The organism is Mesorhizobium amorphae CCNWGS0123 (assembly GCF_001686985.1).
GTDB lineage: Bacteria > Pseudomonadota > Alphaproteobacteria > Rhizobiales > Rhizobiaceae > Mesorhizobium > Mesorhizobium amorphae.
Genome location: NZ_CP015318.1, coordinates 5,114,814 through 5,133,893 on the forward strand (window position 1 = coordinate 5,114,814; position 19,080 = coordinate 5,133,893).

The 19,080-nt window shown below is 63.9% G+C and carries 12 protein-coding genes; 9 read left to right on the forward strand and 3 right to left on the reverse strand.

Annotated features, from left to right (window positions below; genetic code table 11):
- The first annotated feature begins 112 nt into the window (after positions 1–112).
- The 8 genes from tagH (at position 113) to A6B35_RS24105 (ending at position 14,722) form a co-directional block, all read left to right on the forward strand.
- On the forward strand, positions 113–1,162 hold the full coding sequence (tagH, locus tag A6B35_RS24070) for a type VI secretion system-associated FHA domain protein TagH (protein WP_065518266.1): 1,050 nt from the start codon (positions 113–115) through the stop codon (positions 1,160–1,162).
- A 309-nt stretch (positions 1,163–1,471) separates the two neighbouring features.
- Complete coding sequence (gene tssL, locus A6B35_RS24075) at positions 1,472–2,992, forward strand: type VI secretion system protein TssL, long form (protein ID WP_006206736.1); 1,521 nt, start codon at positions 1,472–1,474, stop codon at positions 2,990–2,992.
- 25 nt (positions 2,993–3,017) lie between these two features.
- Positions 3,018–6,566, forward strand: coding sequence for a type VI secretion system membrane subunit TssM (gene tssM, locus A6B35_RS24080; protein ID WP_006206735.1), 3,549 nt, complete (start codon positions 3,018–3,020; stop codon positions 6,564–6,566).
- 151 nt (positions 6,567–6,717) lie between these two features.
- A complete protein-coding gene (locus A6B35_RS24085; protein ID WP_006206734.1) occupies positions 6,718–7,497 on the forward strand; it encodes a PP2C family protein-serine/threonine phosphatase in 780 nt (259 codons plus the stop codon).
- Entirely contained in the window at positions 7,497–9,929 is a 2,433-nt protein-coding gene (locus A6B35_RS24090) for a serine/threonine-protein kinase (RefSeq protein WP_006206733.1), read from the forward strand. The genes A6B35_RS24085 and A6B35_RS24090 overlap by 1 nt, the downstream gene beginning before the upstream one ends.
- A gap of 165 nt (positions 9,930–10,094) precedes the next feature.
- A complete protein-coding gene (locus tag A6B35_RS24095; protein ID WP_006206732.1) occupies positions 10,095–10,505 on the forward strand; it encodes a DUF1036 domain-containing protein in 411 nt (136 codons plus the stop codon).
- A complete protein-coding gene (locus A6B35_RS24100) occupies positions 10,502–12,865 on the forward strand; it encodes a M23 family metallopeptidase (protein ID WP_006206731.1) in 2,364 nt (787 codons plus the stop codon). Before A6B35_RS24095 ends, A6B35_RS24100 begins: the two co-directional genes overlap by 4 nt.
- A 213-nt stretch (positions 12,866–13,078) precedes the next feature.
- A complete protein-coding gene (locus A6B35_RS24105) occupies positions 13,079–14,722 on the forward strand; it encodes a caspase family protein (protein ID WP_006206730.1) in 1,644 nt (547 codons plus the stop codon).
- Positions 14,723–14,770: 48 nt separating this feature from the next.
- Here A6B35_RS24105 and A6B35_RS24110 read toward each other — a convergent pair whose 3' ends face one another.
- Positions 14,771–15,307, reverse strand: a complete 537-nt coding sequence (locus A6B35_RS24110; RefSeq protein ID WP_006206729.1) for an OmpA family protein — start codon at positions 15,305–15,307, stop codon at positions 14,771–14,773.
- A gap of 182 nt (positions 15,308–15,489) precedes the next feature.
- Here A6B35_RS24110 and A6B35_RS24115 point away from each other — a divergent pair, with 182 nt between their 5' ends.
- Positions 15,490–16,071 (forward strand): DUF6931 family protein, encoded by a 582-nt coding sequence (locus A6B35_RS24115; protein WP_006206728.1) that lies wholly within the window; start codon positions 15,490–15,492, stop codon positions 16,069–16,071.
- Positions 16,072–16,105: 34 nt separating this feature from the next.
- On the opposite strand, the gene A6B35_RS24120 is transcribed toward A6B35_RS24115, so the two are convergent.
- A complete protein-coding gene (locus A6B35_RS24120) occupies positions 16,106–16,423 on the reverse strand; it encodes a hypothetical protein (protein WP_244426141.1) in 318 nt (105 codons plus the stop codon).
- A complete protein-coding gene (locus tag A6B35_RS24125) occupies positions 16,420–18,969 on the reverse strand; it encodes a caspase family protein (protein WP_006206726.1) in 2,550 nt (849 codons plus the stop codon). Before A6B35_RS24125 ends, A6B35_RS24120 begins: the two co-directional genes overlap by 4 nt.
- Positions 18,970–19,080 lie beyond the last annotated feature (111 nt).

Genomic DNA, 19,080 nt, shown 5'->3' on the forward strand with positions numbered 1-19,080 from the left:
TTAAAACCGGTAACAGGCTCGAGCGATCGGCGGGCTGAAACGCGGCTGTCCCGCCGTGCTCACAAGCTGCTAGAATGGCGAAGTATCGATCAGCGGTCCGCGGCTATTGCAGATGTTCATCAGTCTCCAGATCAACAACGTCGACGCCCTGCCCGCCGACATTTCGCCCGGCTACGCTGCCCGTGATCGCAGCTTCGAGATCGGCCGCGAAAATTGCGACTGGACCTTGTCCGACCCGGACAAGTTCATTTCCGGCCGGCATTGCGAGGTCCGCTACCAGGCAGGTGCGTTCTGGCTTTACGACGTCTCGCGCAACGGGACTTTCATCAACGGTTCGAGCCAGCGCATGGCCGGCCCGCATCGGCTCGCTCATGGCGACCGGCTGCTGCTCGGCCGCTATGTCATCTTCGTGTCGATCGACGACGAACGCGCCGCGACCGGTCATCCTCAAGGCCATGGCTCGACGCAACGGGAAATGCCGAGCCCAACAGGCCGGCCGCTGGATTTCGCGGACAGGCCTTCTTTCAGCCCGGCGGAGCGAGCGCCGGTGTCGGCACCGTCGCTGCAGCCCGTGTCCCTTCCCTCGACGAGAGACGAGCTGCTGCGCGAAATCGCCGTCGCGGCCGGCATCTCGCCGGACTTGCTTCAAGCGCGGGACCCGCATGAGGTTGCCGCCGAGATCGGCGCGGTGCTGCGCACTGTGGTCGAGGAACTGGCGATGCTGCTGAAGGCGCGCGCGGCCGCGAAAATCCTGGCCAAGAGCACGCACCGCACGATGATCAGCGCCACGGACAACAATCCCCTGAAGTTCGTGCCTGGAACCGACGACATCCTTGAAATCATGTTCGCGCGGCGCAGGGCCGGCTATCTCGACGCCAGGCACAGCGTCGAAGATGCTTTCCGCGATCTGAAGACGCACGAATTCGCCACCTATGCCGCCATGCAGGCCGCGCTCTCCCGGCTGCTCGACGATCTGTCGCCCGAAGCGGTGGCCAGGAAGCTGCCTCCTGCCTCGTTCACGTCGAAGAAAAGCCAGGCCTGGGATGCCCTTGTCGCAACGTGGCGGAGCATGGAGGAAGCCCACGAAAACGGCATGCTGGATGTGTTCCTGGCCTATTTCAGCGAAGCCTATGCCAAGGCCGACAAGCAGAAGCAGAAATAGACTGGCAATTTGAAGCCCGCCGCAAGAACCCGGAAACCATGCCCGATGCATGGCCCGCTAAGAAGGCTTACTGCGTTCTTCCCATCGGCGATCTCTGAGATTACGATCACATACGACAGTTCGCCAAGCGGGTACGGCTGATTGACCTGGGGGTCTGCGGCAAATGTCATGTTACGGCGGGATAGCGTTTTGTAGCCAATCTTCCTCCGGACACTGCCCTCGTCGGCGGAGGCCGTTTTCCCTGCACCTGACCAGGGACCGTTTCGCACCGATCTGGCGCGAACGCACGCGCCGCGCAGCGGATCGGCAATGAGCTCGAAGGACGATCCTTTCGGCCCCGCGGGCAAGACCGTTATTCGCGCGCCGCGGCGCGAGCGCAAACCAGCGCCAGTTTCCCAGGAAGTTGTTCCTGAAAGTGAACGGTCGGCGCAGGTCAAGCAATCAACGGTCTTCGATCCCGGCGTCGGCAGCCATGCGCCGGTGGGCTGGACCTCCGGAACCGTGATCTATCAAGGGGCGCCACCCGAAACCGCAGGCGCACGCAGTGTCGCAGGCGCTCCCCCGGTCCAGCCGGCGCCCGCCGTGCAACAGGCTGTGTTGATCGATGCCGCCGAAAGCGTCAAATATGCGGCCCAGAACCCGATCCTCGCCGCAGCGGCACCCTTGCTGATGCTGCTTGGCCAGCTCAGGCTTATCCCGGTCGAAAGAGAGGCGGAGCCGCTTGCCGAACACATCGCCGAAGCGATCGAAAAGTTCGACCGGACAATCGAGAAATCCGGCGTAGCCGATGAGGATGCGCGGATCGCGAAATTTGCTCTTTGCGAAACCGTCGACGATCTCGTCGGCAACCTGCCCTGGCCCAAGGAGGAGACCTGGGCGCGGCACGGCATGGTGTCGCGTTTCTTCCATGTAGACCCCACCGGTACCGGCTTCTACGAGGCGCTGAACAAAATTCTGGCCAAGCCGGAAACGCATTACGACTTGCTCGAACTGATGCATGCCAGCCTGTCGCTTGGCTTCGAAGGCCAGTATCGAGGCTTGCCACGCGAGGACAACAATCTCGAACGCGTCCGGCGCGATGTCTATGAGACGCTTCGCTATTTCAAGCCGCGTGACGGCGAGGATATTTCGCCCCACTGGCAGGGCCTGGCGGCGACGATGGCGCCGCCTTCGGCCCGGCTGCCGCTCTGGGCCGTCGCCGCCGCAGCGACAGCGCTGCTGACGGCGGCATTTTTCGCCTTGCGGGTGGTCATTACCAATGAGGGCGACGCACTCGCCGGCGATTTGCTGGCACTCAATCCATCGACGCCGATCACCATAGAGCGCGCCAGTGTGGCACCGCTGACCAAGCCGGTGAAAATCGCCCCGCCCGTCGCCACCACCACCCAGTTGGACCGCATCCGCTCGGCACTCGCCAAGGAGGTCGAGGCTGGCGGCTTGAGCGTCGGCACGAAGGGCGACTTCATCGTCGTGGAAATCAACAATCTTGTGTTATTCCAGCCCGGCAAGGCCGAGGTGAAGCCCGAATTCAAACCGCTTGCCACGGACATCGCCGCCGCCCTGAATCCCGAACCGGGACCAATCAGGATTGTCGGCCATACCGACAATGTGAAGCCGAAAAAATCGAGTGCGTTCAAATCCAACTTCGACCTCTCCCTCGCCCGGGCCAAGGCCGTCGAAACCATCATCGCACCGCTATTCAAGGACACTTCGCGCATCACGGTCGACGGCAAGGGCGAAGACGAGCCGATCGCCGACAATGCGACACCGGAAGGCCGCGCCAGGAACCGCCGTGTCGACGTGATGATCCCGCGCGAGGAAACACTGTGAGCGCGCCCCGCTGGAGGCGCAGCTGATGGGCTGGCTGCTGCGCATAGTCAGCATCCTCGCACTGGCTGGCTTTTCGGCCGCCGTGTGGTTTGCCGGGCCCTTGATCCGTTTCGCCGACTCGCGGCCGCTGGGACCCGTCTGGCTGCGCGCGACGATAATCGGAGTGATCGTGGCGATCGTGGCGTTCTCCTGGGGTTGGCGTTTCTGGCGAACGCGAAAGGCGCAAAAGGCGCTCGAAACCGCAATTGCCGGCAACCGCGACAGGATTGACGACGCGCAGGTGCTCGAAGCACGCATGACCGAGGCGATCGCGACGCTCAAGCGCTCGAGCGGCAGGCGCAATTTCCTCTATGAGATCCCCTGGTACATCGTCATCGGCCCGCCAGGCGCCGGCAAAACGACGGCGCTGGTCAATTCGGGCCTGAAGTTTCCGCTTGCCGGTTCGGGCGATGCCCAGCCGGTGGCCGGCGTTGGCGGCACGCGGTCCTGCGACTGGTGGTTCACCGACGAGGCCGTGCTGATCGACACCGCCGGGCGCTACACGATGCAGGAGTCCGACGCGCAACGCGACAAGAGCAGCTGGCTCGCCTTCCTGTCGCTGCTCAAGACACACCGCGCCCGGCAACCGATCAACGGCGTCATTCTGGCAATTAGTCTGGCCGATCTCATCAGCCTCGACGATCAGAAGCTCGAGGCCCATGTCACGGAGATCCGCAGTCGCCTGCGCGAAGTCTACGAGACACTGAAGATCCAGTTTCCGGTGTATCTGCTTTTCACCAAGGCCGACCTTGTCTCAGGCTTCATGGGCTATTTCGGCGACTTCGACGAGGCGCGCCGGCGCAAGGTCTGGGGCGCGACATTCCAGACCGCGGATCGCAACAAGAACATGGCCGGTGAGGCCGCCGCGGAATTCGACGCACTGGCTACACAGCTGGCGGAAGAGATCCCCGACCGCCTGCAGGAAGAAGCCGATCCGGTCGCGCGCATCGCCATCTTCGGCTTTCCGGCGCAATTCGCCGCGCTGAGGAGCCGAATTGCCGGGTTTGTCACCGGCATATTCGATCCCGCCCGCAGCCAGGTGAACGTCACTCTGCGCGGCCTTTATTTCTCCTCGGGCACGCAGGAGGGAACACCGATCGATCAATTGCTGGGCACGATCGGCCGCAGCTTCGGCAGCAGCTCCCAGGCACATCTTTCCGGCACCGGCAAGAGCTTCTTTCTGCATGACCTGCTGACCGGTGTCATTTTCGCCGAGTCCGGATGGGTTTCCTACGACAGGGCGGCGGAGCGGCGCGCGGCGATCGCCAGATATGGCGGCTTTGGCGCGATCGCGTTGATCGCGGCCGCGGTGCTGGGCACGCTGGCGCTGAGTTTTACCGCCAACAGGTCGCTGATCGGCTCCACCGCGCAAGCCATCAGCCAGTATCGGCAGACGGCGGATGCGCTGCTCAAAAGCACGACGGTTACCGACGTCGACCTCGAAAACGTCATCGGCCCGCTCGACCAGCTGCGCAACCTGCCCGCCGGGTATGAGACGGGTGACGTGCCGGCACCGGTCGAGGAAACCTTCGGCCTCAGCCAGCGCGAAAGATTGCTCTCGGCATCCAAGGCGGCCTACCGGCAGGCGCTCGAGAGAACCTTCCGCTCGCGCCTCCTCATCCAGGCCGAGCGGACGATCCAGGCCAAGATGGCCGATCCGGCCGCGCTCTACGAACCGTTGAAAATCTATCTGATGTTGGGCGGCAAGGCGCCGAAGGTCGACGATGAGCTGATCGTTTCCTGGATGAGGCAGGATTGGGAGCAGAATCGGTATCCGGGTGAAAACAACCGCGAGGGACGGGCGCAACTCGAGAAGCATCTGCGCGCCATGCTTGCGCTGGACGACGCCTATGATCCGGTCTTCGAACTCAACCAGCCGCTCGTCGAGGCCGCTCAGCGCTCGCTCGGACGCATGAGCCTTGCCGATCGTGCCACGGCACTGATCAAGTCGGCGGTCTACGCGGCGACGCTGCAGGATTTTTCCGTTGCCGCGAAAGCCGGCCCGGAAGCACAACTGCTGTTCGAACGCATCGATGGCAGCGAGGTCTCGGATCTTCGCGTTCCCGGTCTCTACACGCATGCCGGCTTCAGCGACTTCTACCTCGGGCAGCTCTCGCGCATGGCGCAGATGCTGGTCGACGACCAATGGGTCCTGGGCGGCGGCGGCGAGCAGGGTGGCATCGACCAGGAACTGCTCAAGCTCGGCCCCGAATTGCTCGACCGCTACGGCAAGGAATTCGCCGCGGCATGGAACGCCATTCTCGACCAGTTGCGATTCAAGGCGATGCTGAAGGACAAGCCGGACTATATTGCGCTGTCCGCTGCCTCCTCGCCAGGCTCGCCGATCGACCGTCTTTTTACCGCGATCGCCGACGAAACAGCTCTGACGCGAGACCTTGGCCCAGGCAGCGAGGCCGACACCGGCACGGCTCGAAACCAGCCGCAGGACACTGCGGATTTCGCCAGGGGCCTGGCTCGCATCGGCCTGCAGATCGGCAGCGGAAAATCGCAAAGCCGCGCCGGTACGGGGGCCGCGCGCACACAGGGCCAGCATCCCGGCGCCAACATCGAGGCGCAGTTCAGGTCGTTCCAGGCGCTGGTGAGCGGTCCCGCCGGGCGCCGGCCGATCGATGCGCTGACCCAGAATTTCCGCGACATCCACCAGAGCCTGAAACTGGCCGCCGACGTCCCTTCGCAGACGGAACGCATCAACGCGAACCTGCAGCTGCAGATCGCCACACTGCGCGCCAATGTCTCGCGCTTGCCCAAGCAGCTTGCCCGGATGGTCAATGCGACGGCCGACGAATTTGAAGGCAACGTCACCGAGACCTCGGTGACGAATCTGAACCAGGCGCTCGACCAGACGGTCACGCAGCCCTGCGAGGAGGCTGTAAACGGCCGCTATCCCTTTGCCAGCAACGGCACCGAGGACATTGCGATGGCCGATTTCGCCAAGCTGTTCGCGCCGGGCGGCGTGATGGACCGGTTCTTCGCGCAGAACCTCGCATCGCTGATCGACATGACCGGCCAGGACTGGAACTGGAAACAGGATGCGCGCTTCGGACGCGACCTCTCGAAGTCGACCTTGAAGGATTTTCAGCTGGCCGCGGAAATCCGCGCCGCCTTTTTCCCCCTTGGCGGATCGGTGCCCTCTATCAGTATCACCTTCACGCCGTTTTCACTGCATGGCGACGCCGATCAAGCGGTGCTCGACGTCGACGGACAGACTGTCCAGAGCAGTCAGGCGGGCAACACGCCGAGCACGGTGTCCTGGCCGAACGGCACGGCGTCTTCGTCCGCCAGCCTCAGCCTCACGCCGGAAATGCCGGGCCGCGAATCCGCCATCAAGTTCGATGGTCCGTGGGCGCTGAAGCGGCTGCTGGACAAGGCGGCCGTCACCGGCAGCGAAGACAACATGGAGGCGCGCTTCGTCATCGGCGGACGCGACGTCGCCTATACGATGCAGGCCGGCTCGGGCCCCAACCCCTTCCTTCTTCCCGCACTTTCCGCGTTCAGCTGTCCGAAAGCGTTTTGATGACCTACCAGCTTGTGACGACACCCTGCCCGGCCCACGTACCTCCGTGCCTTGATTTCGGTACTCTAATGTTCACGCTTGTGGCAGACTGGCGCGCGCGAGCGCCCGACGGTGCGCCACAGAGGACGCCTGAGAAGCGCTTGGTGGCAAATTGAACAATGTCGCCCTTCCCTTTGAAAGCTTCGGCGTCAGTCACAAGGGCTGTGTGCGCGAGCACAATGAGGACAACTATCTGGTCGAGCCGCAAACCGGGCTCTGGGTGGTGGCCGACGGCATGGGTGGACATGAGGCCGGAGAGGTTGCTTCGGCCAGCATCGTCGATCATCTGGCAACGATCGGCATCGCCAGTTCCGCACCCGACCTTCGCGCACGCTTCGAGGACAGGCTGAGCCGGGCCAATGCCGAAATCCGCCGGATATCGCGAACACGCGGCATAACCATCGGCTCGACCTTCGCCGCCCTTCTGGCGATGGATGGGCGCTTTGCCTGCCTGTGGGCAGGCGACAGCCGTATCTATCTGATCCGCAACGCGTCGATCTCGCAGGTTTCGAGGGACCATACCGAGGTTCAGGAGCTTCTTGACCGCGGCGTCATCAGTGAAGCCGAAGCGCTGACCTGGCCGCGTCGCAATGTCATCACCCATGCCGTTGGTGTCAGCGATGATGTCGTCATCGATTTCCAGCAAGGCGAGCTCATGCCGGGCGACATTTTCGTGCTGGGCACCGATGGGTTGACGGCGCATGTCAGCGACGCCGAGATCGAGGCCGCGGCGGTGTCGGGCAAACCGCGCGCGGCATGCGAAAGCCTGCTTCAAACGGTTCTGGCGCGCGGCGGAACGGACAATGTCACCATCGTGCTGGTGAAGATCGGAGATGCGCGCAACGGGCAGACGCTGCATCCGGACCGGTCCAGAGCGGGGACTAGAGGCTGATGAGCCCCGACGACAAGACGCGAATCTCGCCGAACCTGACCAACACCGGCGTGGGCACGCAGCTCAGCGGCATCTACGAACTCGACGAGCGCATTGCATCCGGCGGCATGGGCGAGGTCTACCGTGGCCACAACATCCAGACCGGCGACCATGTCGCGATCAAGATCGTCTTGCCTGAGTTCGCCCGCGACCAGACGATCCTGTCCCTGTTCAAGAAGGAAGCGTCGATCCTCAATCATTTGTCGCATGACGCGGTCGTTCGCTATCACGTCTTCACGATTGATCCGGGCATCGGCCGCCCCTACCTCGCCATGGAGTTCGTCGACGGTGAATCGCTGTTCGACGTCATGCGGCGCGGCGCCATGGCGCTGCAGGACGTGCGCAAGCTGTGCCATCGCCTCGCCTCCGGCCTGAGCGCGGTGCACCAGGCCGGAGCCATTCACCGCGATCTCTCTCCCGACAACATCATCCTGCCGGGCGGCCGGGTCGATCGCGCCAAGATCATCGATTTCGGCATCGCGCGCTCGGCGACCGTGGGCGGCGAGACGCTGATCGGCGGAAAGTTCGCGGGAAAGTACAATTACGTTTCGCCCGAGCAGCTTGGCCTCTACAGCGGCGACGTCAGCGAGCAGTCCGATATCTACAGCCTGGGACTGGTGCTGGCTGCGGCGCTCCGCGGCAAACCGATCGACATGAGCGGCTCCCAGTTCGAGATCGTGGAAAAGCGCCGGACCGTCCCTGACCTCTCCGACATCGATGCCGATTTCAGGGACGTTGTCGAAGCGATGCTGCAGCCGGATCCGCGCGACCGGCCGGCCAGCATGGCTGAAATCGCCAGGATGACTCGCGATGACACCGACAGCGAAACGGCGCCGCCGGCCTCGCTCAAGCCGCGCGAGCGGCCGGGCTTGCCACGAGCTGGAGGAACCCTCACGCCTGGCCCCAAGGCCCGGGAACAACCTTCAACGACCCCCGACGGACAGCGCTTCGTTCCGCACGTCCGACCCGCGCATCTGTCCGAACCGCGACCTTCGAAGGCCGCCCCACGCGCGGTCACGCCTCCCGCAAAGCCCAAATCGACCCGAAACATCGCAATCGCCGCCGTAGCGGCGTTGGCCGTGGTATCGGGGGCAGGCGTCTATCTCAGCGGCATCCTGACGCCGGCGCCACTGCCGCCCGCCGGCAAGACAACGCTTTCGGTGCCGGAGGCACCAAAACCGGCCCCGACCGACAGCGCGTCCAACGCGCCGGGACCGGCAAAGCCAACGCCGCCGGAGGAGCCTCAAGCGCAGACACCGGCACCGCCAACTGAAAATCCGGTGGATGCCGCGGCCGGGCAAAAGCCGGAGCCAGAACAGCCGGCCGAACCTCTCCCACCAGTCGAGGAAACCCCGAAGCCGACGGCAACCGAGACGCAAGCGCCAACCGAACAAGCGCCGCCCGAACAGACGCCAATCGAAAAAGCGCCGCCGGCACCCCGGCCGGAGACCGTGACCCGCGACAGCCAGGAGACGGTCGCGCCGCCCAAGATTGCACCAGCCCCGCCGCCCGCCAAGACCACTCCAGCCCCGGCACCGGCCGAGAAAGCTGCACCTCCGCCCCAGCCTGAGATCGTGGTGACACAGAAGCCCGAACAACCGGCCAAGCCGAATGCAACGGTGCAAGTACCCGAACGCGAGACAGCCCAGCCGGAAGCCACGACCGCACCGTCACAACCGGCAGAACCGCCTGCGGCCAACCCGCCGGACACGGATGTCGCCCTGAACGTGCCCAAGCCGGAAGTGCCGCTGGCCGTCGGCGCGATGGCGCTGCGCGCCAACTGGGTGCGCGACTTCAGCGGCGGCGACTGTTTCTATGCGACCCTGACGGCCGCGACCGACAAATCCGCCGCGATCGAGGGCTTTGGCACGGAAGTCCAGCCCTTCGAGCGCATGCTGCAAGACTTCCAGGCGAGGTTCTATGTCGAGCCTGACATCAGCGTCCGCCTCATCGAACCAACCCAGTGCGAGATCACCAGTTTCCTGAGCTTCCTGGGCCGGACCGCCACCGACCAGCCGCAGCTCGTTCTCGACCGGACATCGGTGCCGGACGGCTCGCCGATCGGCGGCACGCTGGTGACGCGTGGCGGCCTGGTCTCGAGCGTGCTGCTGATCGACCACAAGGGCATGGCCTTCAACCTCGACGACCGCATGGTCGTGCAATCGGACAGAGCGACCTTCAAGATCCCGATCGGCCTCGGCGCCGCCGACAAGGCGGCCGGCAAGGCCGTGCCGCAGATCATCCTGGTGATCACCGGCCCGCGGGACATCCAAGCGGCGGCCTTCTCCGCGCCGACGCCGGCTTCGGTGGTGCTGCCCAAGATTCTCGAGGAGATCGAGACCAGCGGATCCGAATTCTCCGCCACCGCCAAATATTTCCGGCTCGGCGGGTAGCATGGGCGCCCGATGGAACTCCGCCGCATGCGTTCTTCCTTCCCGCCCGCCCCCTCGCCCAAGCAACAGCGCGATTGGGATCGAGCAATTCCAGGAAAAGTGCGTAGCGATTTTCCGTGCGGAATTGCGTCAAAACAAAGAGATAGAGCGCTGCTGACGGTTCGCATGAAGCTTGCCGTGATCCTGGGCACGGCACTGCTGGCCATCCTGTCATCCAATCCCGCGCGCGCAGAATTCACCGTCTGCAACCAGACGCTCGATGTCGTCAATCTCGCCGTCGGCCAGAAGGTCGACAATGCCGACCAGACCGACGGCTGGTGGACCATCGGCGCGAACCAGTGCGTGAACGTGATCCGCGAGGAGCTGACCAACCGCTACGTCTACATCTACGCGACCGACGTCTTCGGTCATGCGATCCTGAACGGATCGACGGAAATGTGCATCGAGCGGCGGCGCTTCTCGATCCGCGGCATCGATGAATGCTGGCAGCGCGGCCATATCGCCGCGGGCTTTCTCGAAGTCGACACGCTCGAACAGGCGCGGTGGACGTTTTTCCTGACCGGACGCAATCCGTGACGCACAGCATCGACACCAGCTTCAAGGCAAAGAAGCAGGCCCGCCTGGCGCTTCGCAGGCGACGGCTGTGGTTGAGGCTCGCTGCCGGCTTTGCCGTGCTCGCGGTGATTTCGTTGGGCGTCGGCTTCTATCTCACTGCGGACTATTGGTCCTTTGGCGACGAGGACGAGGAACTGCACGCCGTCGAAGGCGCCGACGACATGCCGGCCGATGCGTCGGTCTATGTGCCGGCCATCATCGATCTTGCCGGGGACCCGATGTGGATCACCCTTGCCCCCGATGCCGACACCTCGTCGAAGGCCCAATCTATCGCGCGGCCGGCGGAGCTCGATCAGGCCGGCGTCTCTCCGCAAATCGAAATCCTGTCGGATGTGATGCTCAGCGCCAGCGAAAAATTCATGACTACCATACCGTCGACGCAGGAGGATTTCGCGTTCTTCCAGGCACAGCGGCAGACCGCGCCGCCGCCGTCAGGCGACGTGCCGTCCAGCGACGCGCCAGCCAACGACCTGCAGAACGAGCTTCAGCCGTCGCCGGCGACGGGCGAGCCGCCGGCCACCGCGCAGCCGCAGGCCGACGCCGACGATCCCGAAGCCGGCTGGGGCGAAACGATTGATGCCGGCGAGGCCGCCCTTCCCGCCTTCCAGAAGACCCAGATCGAAAACAACACCAGTGTCGCCACCGTCACCAGCGAGTACCAGCGCTTCGAGGCGACCGAAGACACGTTCGTGAAGATCCTCAACGACCGCAGCCTGGACAGCGTTGCGCTCGACGCGCATTTCTCCGCCGAGGATGCCAGGCAGGCGGGAGAGGCCCTCAAGAGCCTGTTCAACCGCGACGGCCTGGAGCCCGGCTATGTCGTCGCCATGCGCGGTTTCAGGCCGACGCGCGACACGGCGACGATGTCGCTGATGCAGGTTTCGATCTACGCCAAGAATGTGTTTGTCGGCACGTTGACGCGCAGCGCGGCGGGCGCGTTCGTATCGGGTGTCGACCCTTGGGTGCGCGAGGATCTGTTCAACTATTCGGGGGCACAGGAGGAAGGCACGCACAAGCGGCAGTATCGCCTGCTCGACGCAATCTATTCGACGGCCGCGCGCAACAAGGTTCCGACCGGCGTGATCGGCGAAGCGATCATGTATCTGTCGCGAGGACAGGACCTGGATGCCTTCGCCAGCGAAGACCAGCGTCTGGTGCTGATCTATTCGCAAACGCCACGCGGCACGAGTGAGACCGACGGGCGCGTCTTGTATGTCGGCGTGCAGGGTACGGAAAAGAGCCTCGACTGTTTCGTCTTCCAGCAGAGCGACGGCCAGTTCGCCTGCGTCGGCGGCGACGATCAGGTGCGCTCGCTGACGGTCACCAACGGCATGGTCACGCCGGTCAACGGCGTCATGACGTCGACCTTCGGCCCACGCAAGCACCCAATTCTGGGCGTGGTTCGTATCCACAAGGGCGTCGATTGGGCAGCTCCCGTGGGGACGCCGATCGCGGCCGCCTTCGATGGCGAGATCACCTTCCAGGGTGACGGCGGCGGCTACGGCAATCTGGTGAAGATCGCGAGCGGCAACGGGCGCGAGACGCGCTACGCGCATATGCAGAAATTCGCGATCGCGAGCGGTGTCGGCACCAAGGTGAAGGCCGGCGACATCATTGGCTATATCGGCACCACTGGTCTGTCGACCGGACCGCATCTGCATTTCGAACTCTATCAGAACGGCCAGGCGATCGATCCGCTCGGCACAGTGACCGCGGCGATCGCAACAACGAGCGATCCTGCCGTCGAAACGCTGACCGACCGTATCGTTCATGTCGAAAGCGGCGGCAGTGCGCGCGCCAAGAATCCGCTCTCCTCGGCGACCGGCGCCGGCCAGTTCATATCAAAGACCTGGATCAGGATGATGAACACCTACCGTCCCGATCTCGCCCGCACGCTGTCGACCGCCGATCTGCTTGCGCTGCGCTACGACGCCACGCTTTCGCGCGAGATGGTGCGCAACCTGGCGCGCGAAGGCGAAGCCTATCTCAGGGCCCGCGGCCACCAGATCACCGCCGGTCGCCTCTATCTCTGCCATTTTCTCGGCATGGAAGGCGCGCATCAGGTGTTGGCGGCGCCGGGGTCGTCGCAACTGAGCGCCGTGCTCGGGTCGGCCGTCATCCAGGCCAACCCGTTCCTCACCGGCAAGTCCGCCAGTTACGTCGTCGACTGGGCCGAAAGGAAAATGGGACGCAAGCTCCCGCCGCCGACCGGGACGGGCCAGGGAACGACCACGGTGGAAATCCGGCAGACATCGCCGGAGTTCGAAAAATACAAGCAGGCCGTCACGGCTCTCATAGGCTCGATTCAGAAGACGCTTTGAGCCTGCCGCTTGCAGCGTTTCGCCGTCGCCGTTGGTGTTCCTGCCGCCAAGTGTTACAATAACGAAACTTTTTTCGGGCTCTTTGTGAACCAAAACTGTGGTCGAGATCACATACGGCCAAGAGCCATTTTGGCAGAAGCGACTGTGTCGCTAGTGAAAGTTTAGCATGCGCAGACATCAATAGCGCGCCCCAGTGGGGCGGAGGGCTGATCCATGAAAGCGTTCGCCGTCCTTGTGAGCGGAATTATCCTGTTTATCCTGGCCTCGCTTGGCGCCCAGGCTGCAACACCCGATGCTGCCGCGCCCGACGCCAAACGCGTGGCGCTGGTGATCGGCAACAGCAAATACGTCCATGCGGTTGCCTTGCCCAATCCCGCCAACGATGCCCACCTCATCGCATCGACCCTGCGCAATGCCGGCTTCGAGGTGATCGAGGGGGTGGATCAGGACAATGCGGGCATGCACAGCCTGATCAGCCGGTTCACCGAGCAATCCTACGATGCCGACCTCGCCGTCATTTTCTATGCCGGCCATGGCATGCAGGTCGACGGCAAGAATTTCCTGATTCCGGTCGACGCCGAGCTGACATCGCCCGCCTATCTCAAGACCCGTACCGTCCAGATCGACGAGTTCATGGCGGCATTGCCGTCCGACCCGGCGGTCGGCGTCATCATCCTCGATGCCTGCCGCGACAATCCGCTCGCCAGGACGTTGGCTGCCTCGCTGCCGAAGTCGCGCTCGCTGGGCTCAGGCCTGGCGCCGATCGAAGCAAGATCGGAAGGCGTCGGTACCGGCGGCATCCTGATTGCCTACGCAACGGATCCGGGCGCCATCGCCTTCGACGGCAACGGCGTCAACAGTCCGTACTCCACCGCGCTCGCCAGGCACCTGACCGAGCCAGGCATTGAGATCCAGAGCGCATTGACGCGCGTGCGTGGCGAAGTGACCGAGACCACCAAAGGTCGCCAGCGCCCGTGGCATAACGCGTCGCTGGGGCGCGAGGTCTTCATTGGCAAACCCGTCGTGGCGGCGCCTGCGGCAAAGCCAGCCACCGACGCAGCCGGCGCCGCGGCGGCAGCCGCTCCCGCCCTGGTGGTTGGTGAGCCTCCGTCCTGGGAAGTCGAGCAGCGCCTCTGGGATGAAGCCTCCAAGCGCAACTCGGTGCCGTTCTACGAAGCCTATCTCGAGCAGTTTCCAAGCGGCCGCTTCGCCACCGTGGCGCGGCTGAGCATCGATGAATTGAACGACCCCAAAGCCGAAGACCGGCAGGTCGCGGCAGTCGATGCGGACGAGGAAAACGCCAACTCCGGCTCTGCCGTGCGCACATCGGTCGGCATTTCGGACGATATGAAGCAGGCGCTCGGTTCCGAGCTGACGGAAAGCGCCATCGGTCTCGATCGCGAGGGTCGCATCGACCTGCAGTTGCGCGTCGAAGCGTTGGGCAACGAACTTGGTCGCGTCGACGGAAACATCGGGCCCAAGACCCGCCAGGCGATCGGCGACTGGCAGGAGAAGAACGGGCTGCCGCCGACAACCTTCCTGACGCGCGAGCAACTGGCGTTCCTGGTCATTCAGACGGATCCGATGATGGACGCCGTGCGCGCCAGACATGCCGCCGATGAGGCTCGTCCGGCACCGCCGAAAAAGCAGTCGGTGCAGAAGGCCCGTGCGCAAAAGCCGGTGGCGCAGAAGCCCCGCAAGAAACAACAGCAGGTTGTTCAGAAGAAGCGCACAAACCGCGATACCTTGGTCGGGCGGGAAGACGCCCCGCCGCCTGAGAACAACAACGACTTCCTAACCAAGGCGCTGATCTTCGGCACCGGCGTGGCTGTCGGCGGCGTGCTCAACAAGAACTGACGGACGGGGCTCTGTTCGACAGCCCGGCGTGACAGGCGCCGGCGCTGGCTATTGCGCGCTTATGCGCATCTCCACCCGCCGGTTGACCGGGTCATAGGGATTGGGGGCGCGCGGATTGTTTTCGCCCATGCCAATCGCCTTGATGCGGGCTGCCTCGACGCCGCTGGACGTCAGGAAGGCGGTCACCGATTTTGCCCGCCGTTGCGACAGTCCCTCATTGTAGCGGGCCGAGCCGGAGGCATCGGTGTAACCCTCGACGACGAAGCTGAGTGTGCTCAACCGGCTGTCTTTCAGCGCTTTGGCGAACTCGTCGAGCTCTGAGCGGGCGGTCGCGTCGAGCTCGGCGGAATCCAGTCCGAAATTGATCAGCATGTCGAGGCTGGATTTCTTGGCCGGCGCCTTGTTCGTCTCGCTCTTGCTGCTGCATTCTTCCTCGGTGCCGACGCAGATGCCGCGCGCCGCGCCGAGATTGCCGGCTCCGGCAAAGAACTTCACGATGTCTTCCGATTTCTGCGTTGGATCGGCGGAGGCGTGGGTCGCAAAAACCACGACCGCCAACACAAGGGCTGAACTGCCGAAATTCATTGCGGTTACTCCTGTCTGAGCATCCGATTTTGCCAGCCGACGACTATACCAAATCTTGCGGCGATTGTCTGTGAACAAACGCACGCGGCCGGCCGGCCGCGGCCTAGCCAAAGGAGAGACTTGACCCGCGCCTCGCCGGGCGCTTGAGTGGCGGATATTCCCTGGGGGAAAGCGTGGCGGCCATGGCCAACGGGCTCCGATTCAGAACGGCACGGGATCTTTTCATGGCTTGTCCCGCTATCGCCAGGGACATGCGCACGGCGCCGACCGAACAGGCTTCTATCGACTTCTGCCGCGCCCTCCTCGCCGGCCGCGTGCCGGAAGAGGCGATCACGTTCTGCGCCTATCTGCTTCCCGAGCGGGCCTCACTCTGGTGGGCGCATGAGTGCCTGAGCCATCTGACCGAACTGCTCGACGGGAATGACCAGGAACTGCTCGCATTGGTCCGCGATCGGGTCGGTGAACCCGACAGTCCTCACCATCGCGCCGCGGTGAGCACGGCCGCCGCAATGCAGCCGGTAACGCCGGGCGGCTGGATCGCCCTGGCCGCGGGATGGGATGATATCGGCCCGGCGGCCACGGACCCGGCAGCGGCAACGGACCTGCAACCCTTCCCGGCCGCCCATGCCGTCAACGCAGGGGTTCTGGCCGGCCTGGCGCGCGTCGCTCTCGATGACCGTTTTGCCGTTCTCTCCGCCTTTGTCGAGATGGGCATCCAGATGGCGGAAATCGAGGCGCTTCACCAATCAGCGGATACCTATTAGCCCGCGGCGGAAACGCCTGCCCGCTAACACCTGATCAACCTCCCCAGCCGCCGCCACCGCCGCCGCCGCTTCCGCCCAAAGTGGGAACGACAGGCTTTACAGGGGCTTCAACCGGCTGGGCCTCCTCAACCGGTTCGACCACTTTCTTGGTGGCGACGTTTTTCTTCTTCAAGACCTTTGGCGGCGGCACCGTGCGAACGACCTTCGGCTGGGGCTTCGCCACCAGCGCCGTAGGTTCAGGCTGGGGCACCAAGGACGTGCAGCCCATAAGCCCTGCCACAAGGCCGGACAGAATTGTTCCGATGATTGCCTGCTTCGATGTCCTGCCCACCATTGCCTCCCAGTTGATCAAAACACGTCCCGACGCGGATTGGCTTCTTCCCAGACTCGCCTGGCCACTTTGACCAATTGGGCGTCCAGCGAACCGGACGCGGGAACTTTCGACTTGAGTTCCTGGCGCAGTTCTTGCAGCGCCGCCGTTTTCGGCTTCGCTCCGAATTGCGCCAGTACCTTCGGCGCGTCCGGCAACTCCTTGCGCAGATCGAGCGCAACCGCGAATGCAAGGAAACGCACGGCGACGGCCTGATCGGCGCTGTCGCCCTTTTGCAGTTCGAGGGCCGCGCGGTCATAGGCACCTGACTGATCGCCGCGCGCGGTTGCCAGCTCGAACAGTCTTTGCGCTTCGACGAGGTCCTGCTCCACGCCGACGCCATCACGGTACATGCGCGCAAGGCTGGCCGGAGCGTAAGGCTGGCCAAGCTCGATCGCCTTCTGGAAAAGCGCCTGCGCCTGCTTCGGGTCCTTCTCCACGCCCTGACCGCTGAGGTAATTGCGGCCGAGCAGGTTCATCGAATACATGTCCTGCCGCTGCACGCCGGCCTCCAGGAAGGCGACGGCACGAGCCGCATCGGCGGTCACGCCGTTGCGGCCCTCGGTGAAGATCGCGGCAAGATCGTTCATGGCGTATGTATGCCCCATCGCAGCCGCCTTGAGCAGCAGATCCAGGCCCTTGGCCGTATCGGGCTTGACGCCATGGCCATTGAACAGGGCGCGGCCCCAGGACGTCATGCCATAGGGATCGCCCTTGTCGGCCGCCGCCTTGTAGAGGGCATTGGCTTGCGTGCGATCGATGGCCATTCCGGTTCCGGTCGCATACATGTAGCCGAGTTCGAACACGGCGCGCACATGTCCCTTCTTGGCGGCCTCCTCGACAGCCGTCTTCGCTTCCTCGACCTTGCCGGCCGCAAGCAGCGCGCGCCCCAGTTCGTAGCGGAAGCGCGGCACATCCGGATAAGCCTTAACCGCCGCCTCGCAGACCTCCACCGCTTTGGCGCCGATTTCATTCGGCAGCAGGCCGGGCACGACGCCTTGCAGGTCGAGCGGTTCTCCGGCGGCCGTATCGCAGGGGTCGACCGTCGGCGACAATTTCATCGTGGCGGGCTTGGACGAGCTGGCGTCCGCCCGGATCTCGAAACCGACCGTGACCGGCGCGCCGGCGCCGATCTGGGGTTCGTAGCGCAAATGGTCGACTTCACCGGCCACCAGGCTCGATTCGGGCGACAGGGTTCGATCCGGCAGCGAGAGCGTTCCCGTTGCCGGATACCCCGAAACCTTCAGGCTGACCGCCGGATCGTCGGTCGGGAAATCCAGGTTCAGCGCAACCGGGCCCACGCCCACGGGAACATCGATGTCGCGGTTTTCGATCGCCTCGGCAGCACCGGTGATGTGAATGCCGCGCTCCAGCACCTGCTGCTTCTGCTCGGCCTCGAGCGAAGCCATGACCTGCTGGCCCGCGGCGCCTTCGCCACTTTTGACGCGGAACACCAGTATGCCCTGGGATTGGCCGCCCCAATTGTCATGCGTGGCATAGGCCAGCATGTCCACCTCGTCTTGCGTGGCGACCCCCTTGGGGACATCCATCTTCAGGCGTGGCAGGTCCCTGCCCTGGATGGGCTCGCCCGCCTCGACAGGCTTGCCGTCCAGCATCAGGCGCCCGAGCGCGGGTGGTCTCTCGATGCTGACGGTGATTGTTCCGCCGTCGACATCGACCGGTTCCGGCAGGCCGAGATCGACCGGGCCGACCCCCGACAGCACGACCTTCTCCAGCACCGGCGGCAGCGATGGGCGGTTGCTGCGGCGCATGAACACGACTTCGTCGATCAGCGACGAGTTTTCCCAGGGAACCTGCACGCCTTTCGTGGCCTCGACCACATCCCGGCGCACCGCCGCCATGACCGTGCGAATCTCCTGGTTCGGCGCGAGCGCGCGACGCGAGAACGCCGCCGAGAACGGGCTGAGGTCGCCGGTGCCGTCATAGGCGACCGCCCCGGGTTCGGTGGCAAAGGCAATCAAGGTGTTCAGCGAGCTTCGCACCTGCGCAAGGCCGGTATTCCCTGCGGTGAGAAGCTGGTCTCGCAGCCAGTAATCCTTGCGCGGAAATGGATTGTTGCGGCAGGCATCGAGGATGATCACCTGGATCTTCGACTTCGAACGCAACTGCTCCAGCACATCGTTGAGCTTGATGGCCTGGACCTCGATGTCAGCCGCCTTTTTCAACGAGGCATCGACCGGGATCAGGAAATTTTCGCCACCGACCTGAAAGCCATGGCCTGAATAGTAGACGACCGACAGATCCGAGCCGTCCGCCGCCGAAAGATAGTTGCGAAACTGCTCTTCGAATTGGAGCTTGGTAAGATCCTTGGCGACGAAGACCTCGAAACCGGCCAGCCGAAACGTCTTGGATACGTCCTCGGCATCCTTGTCCGGGTTCTTCAGCGCCGGAATGTTCCGGTAATCGGAATTGCCGATGACAAAGGCAACCCTTCGATCAGCGTGAGCTTCGAACGCCGTGAAGCCCGCGAGAATCAAGGCTGCAATGAACGCGCAGCATCGGAGCATGGCAGATTCCTTAACTGCTATTACCTGGAGACCACAAGAATGCAGCTTGCGGCATCGAGGTCTGTTAAAGAGGTCACAGTCTGCCGAGACAGAAAAAGAGAGAGAAAAGCC

Bases quoted from the DNA above. Each gene is read 5' to 3' on its own strand.
- A6B35_RS24090 (WP_006206733.1), top strand. From the start codon at position 7,497: ATGAGCCCCGACGACAAGACGCGAATCTCGCCGAACCTGACCAACACC.
- tssM (WP_006206735.1), top strand. From the start codon at position 3,018: ATGGGCTGGCTGCTGCGCATAGTCAGCATCCTCGCACTGGCTGGCTTT.
- tssL (WP_006206736.1), top strand. From the start codon at position 1,472: ATGAGCTCGAAGGACGATCCTTTCGGCCCCGCGGGCAAGACCGTTATT.
- A6B35_RS24110 (WP_006206729.1), bottom strand. From the start codon at position 15,307: ATGAATTTCGGCAGTTCAGCCCTTGTGTTGGCGGTCGTGGTTTTTGCG.
- A6B35_RS24125 (WP_006206726.1), bottom strand. From the start codon at position 18,969: ATGCTCCGATGCTGCGCGTTCATTGCAGCCTTGATTCTCGCGGGCTTC.
- A6B35_RS24105 (WP_006206730.1), top strand. From the start codon at position 13,079: ATGAAAGCGTTCGCCGTCCTTGTGAGCGGAATTATCCTGTTTATCCTG.
- A6B35_RS24095 (WP_006206732.1), top strand. From the start codon at position 10,095: ATGAAGCTTGCCGTGATCCTGGGCACGGCACTGCTGGCCATCCTGTCA.
- tagH (WP_065518266.1), top strand. From the start codon at position 113: ATGTTCATCAGTCTCCAGATCAACAACGTCGACGCCCTGCCCGCCGAC.
- A6B35_RS24115 (WP_006206728.1), top strand. From the start codon at position 15,490: ATGGCCAACGGGCTCCGATTCAGAACGGCACGGGATCTTTTCATGGCT.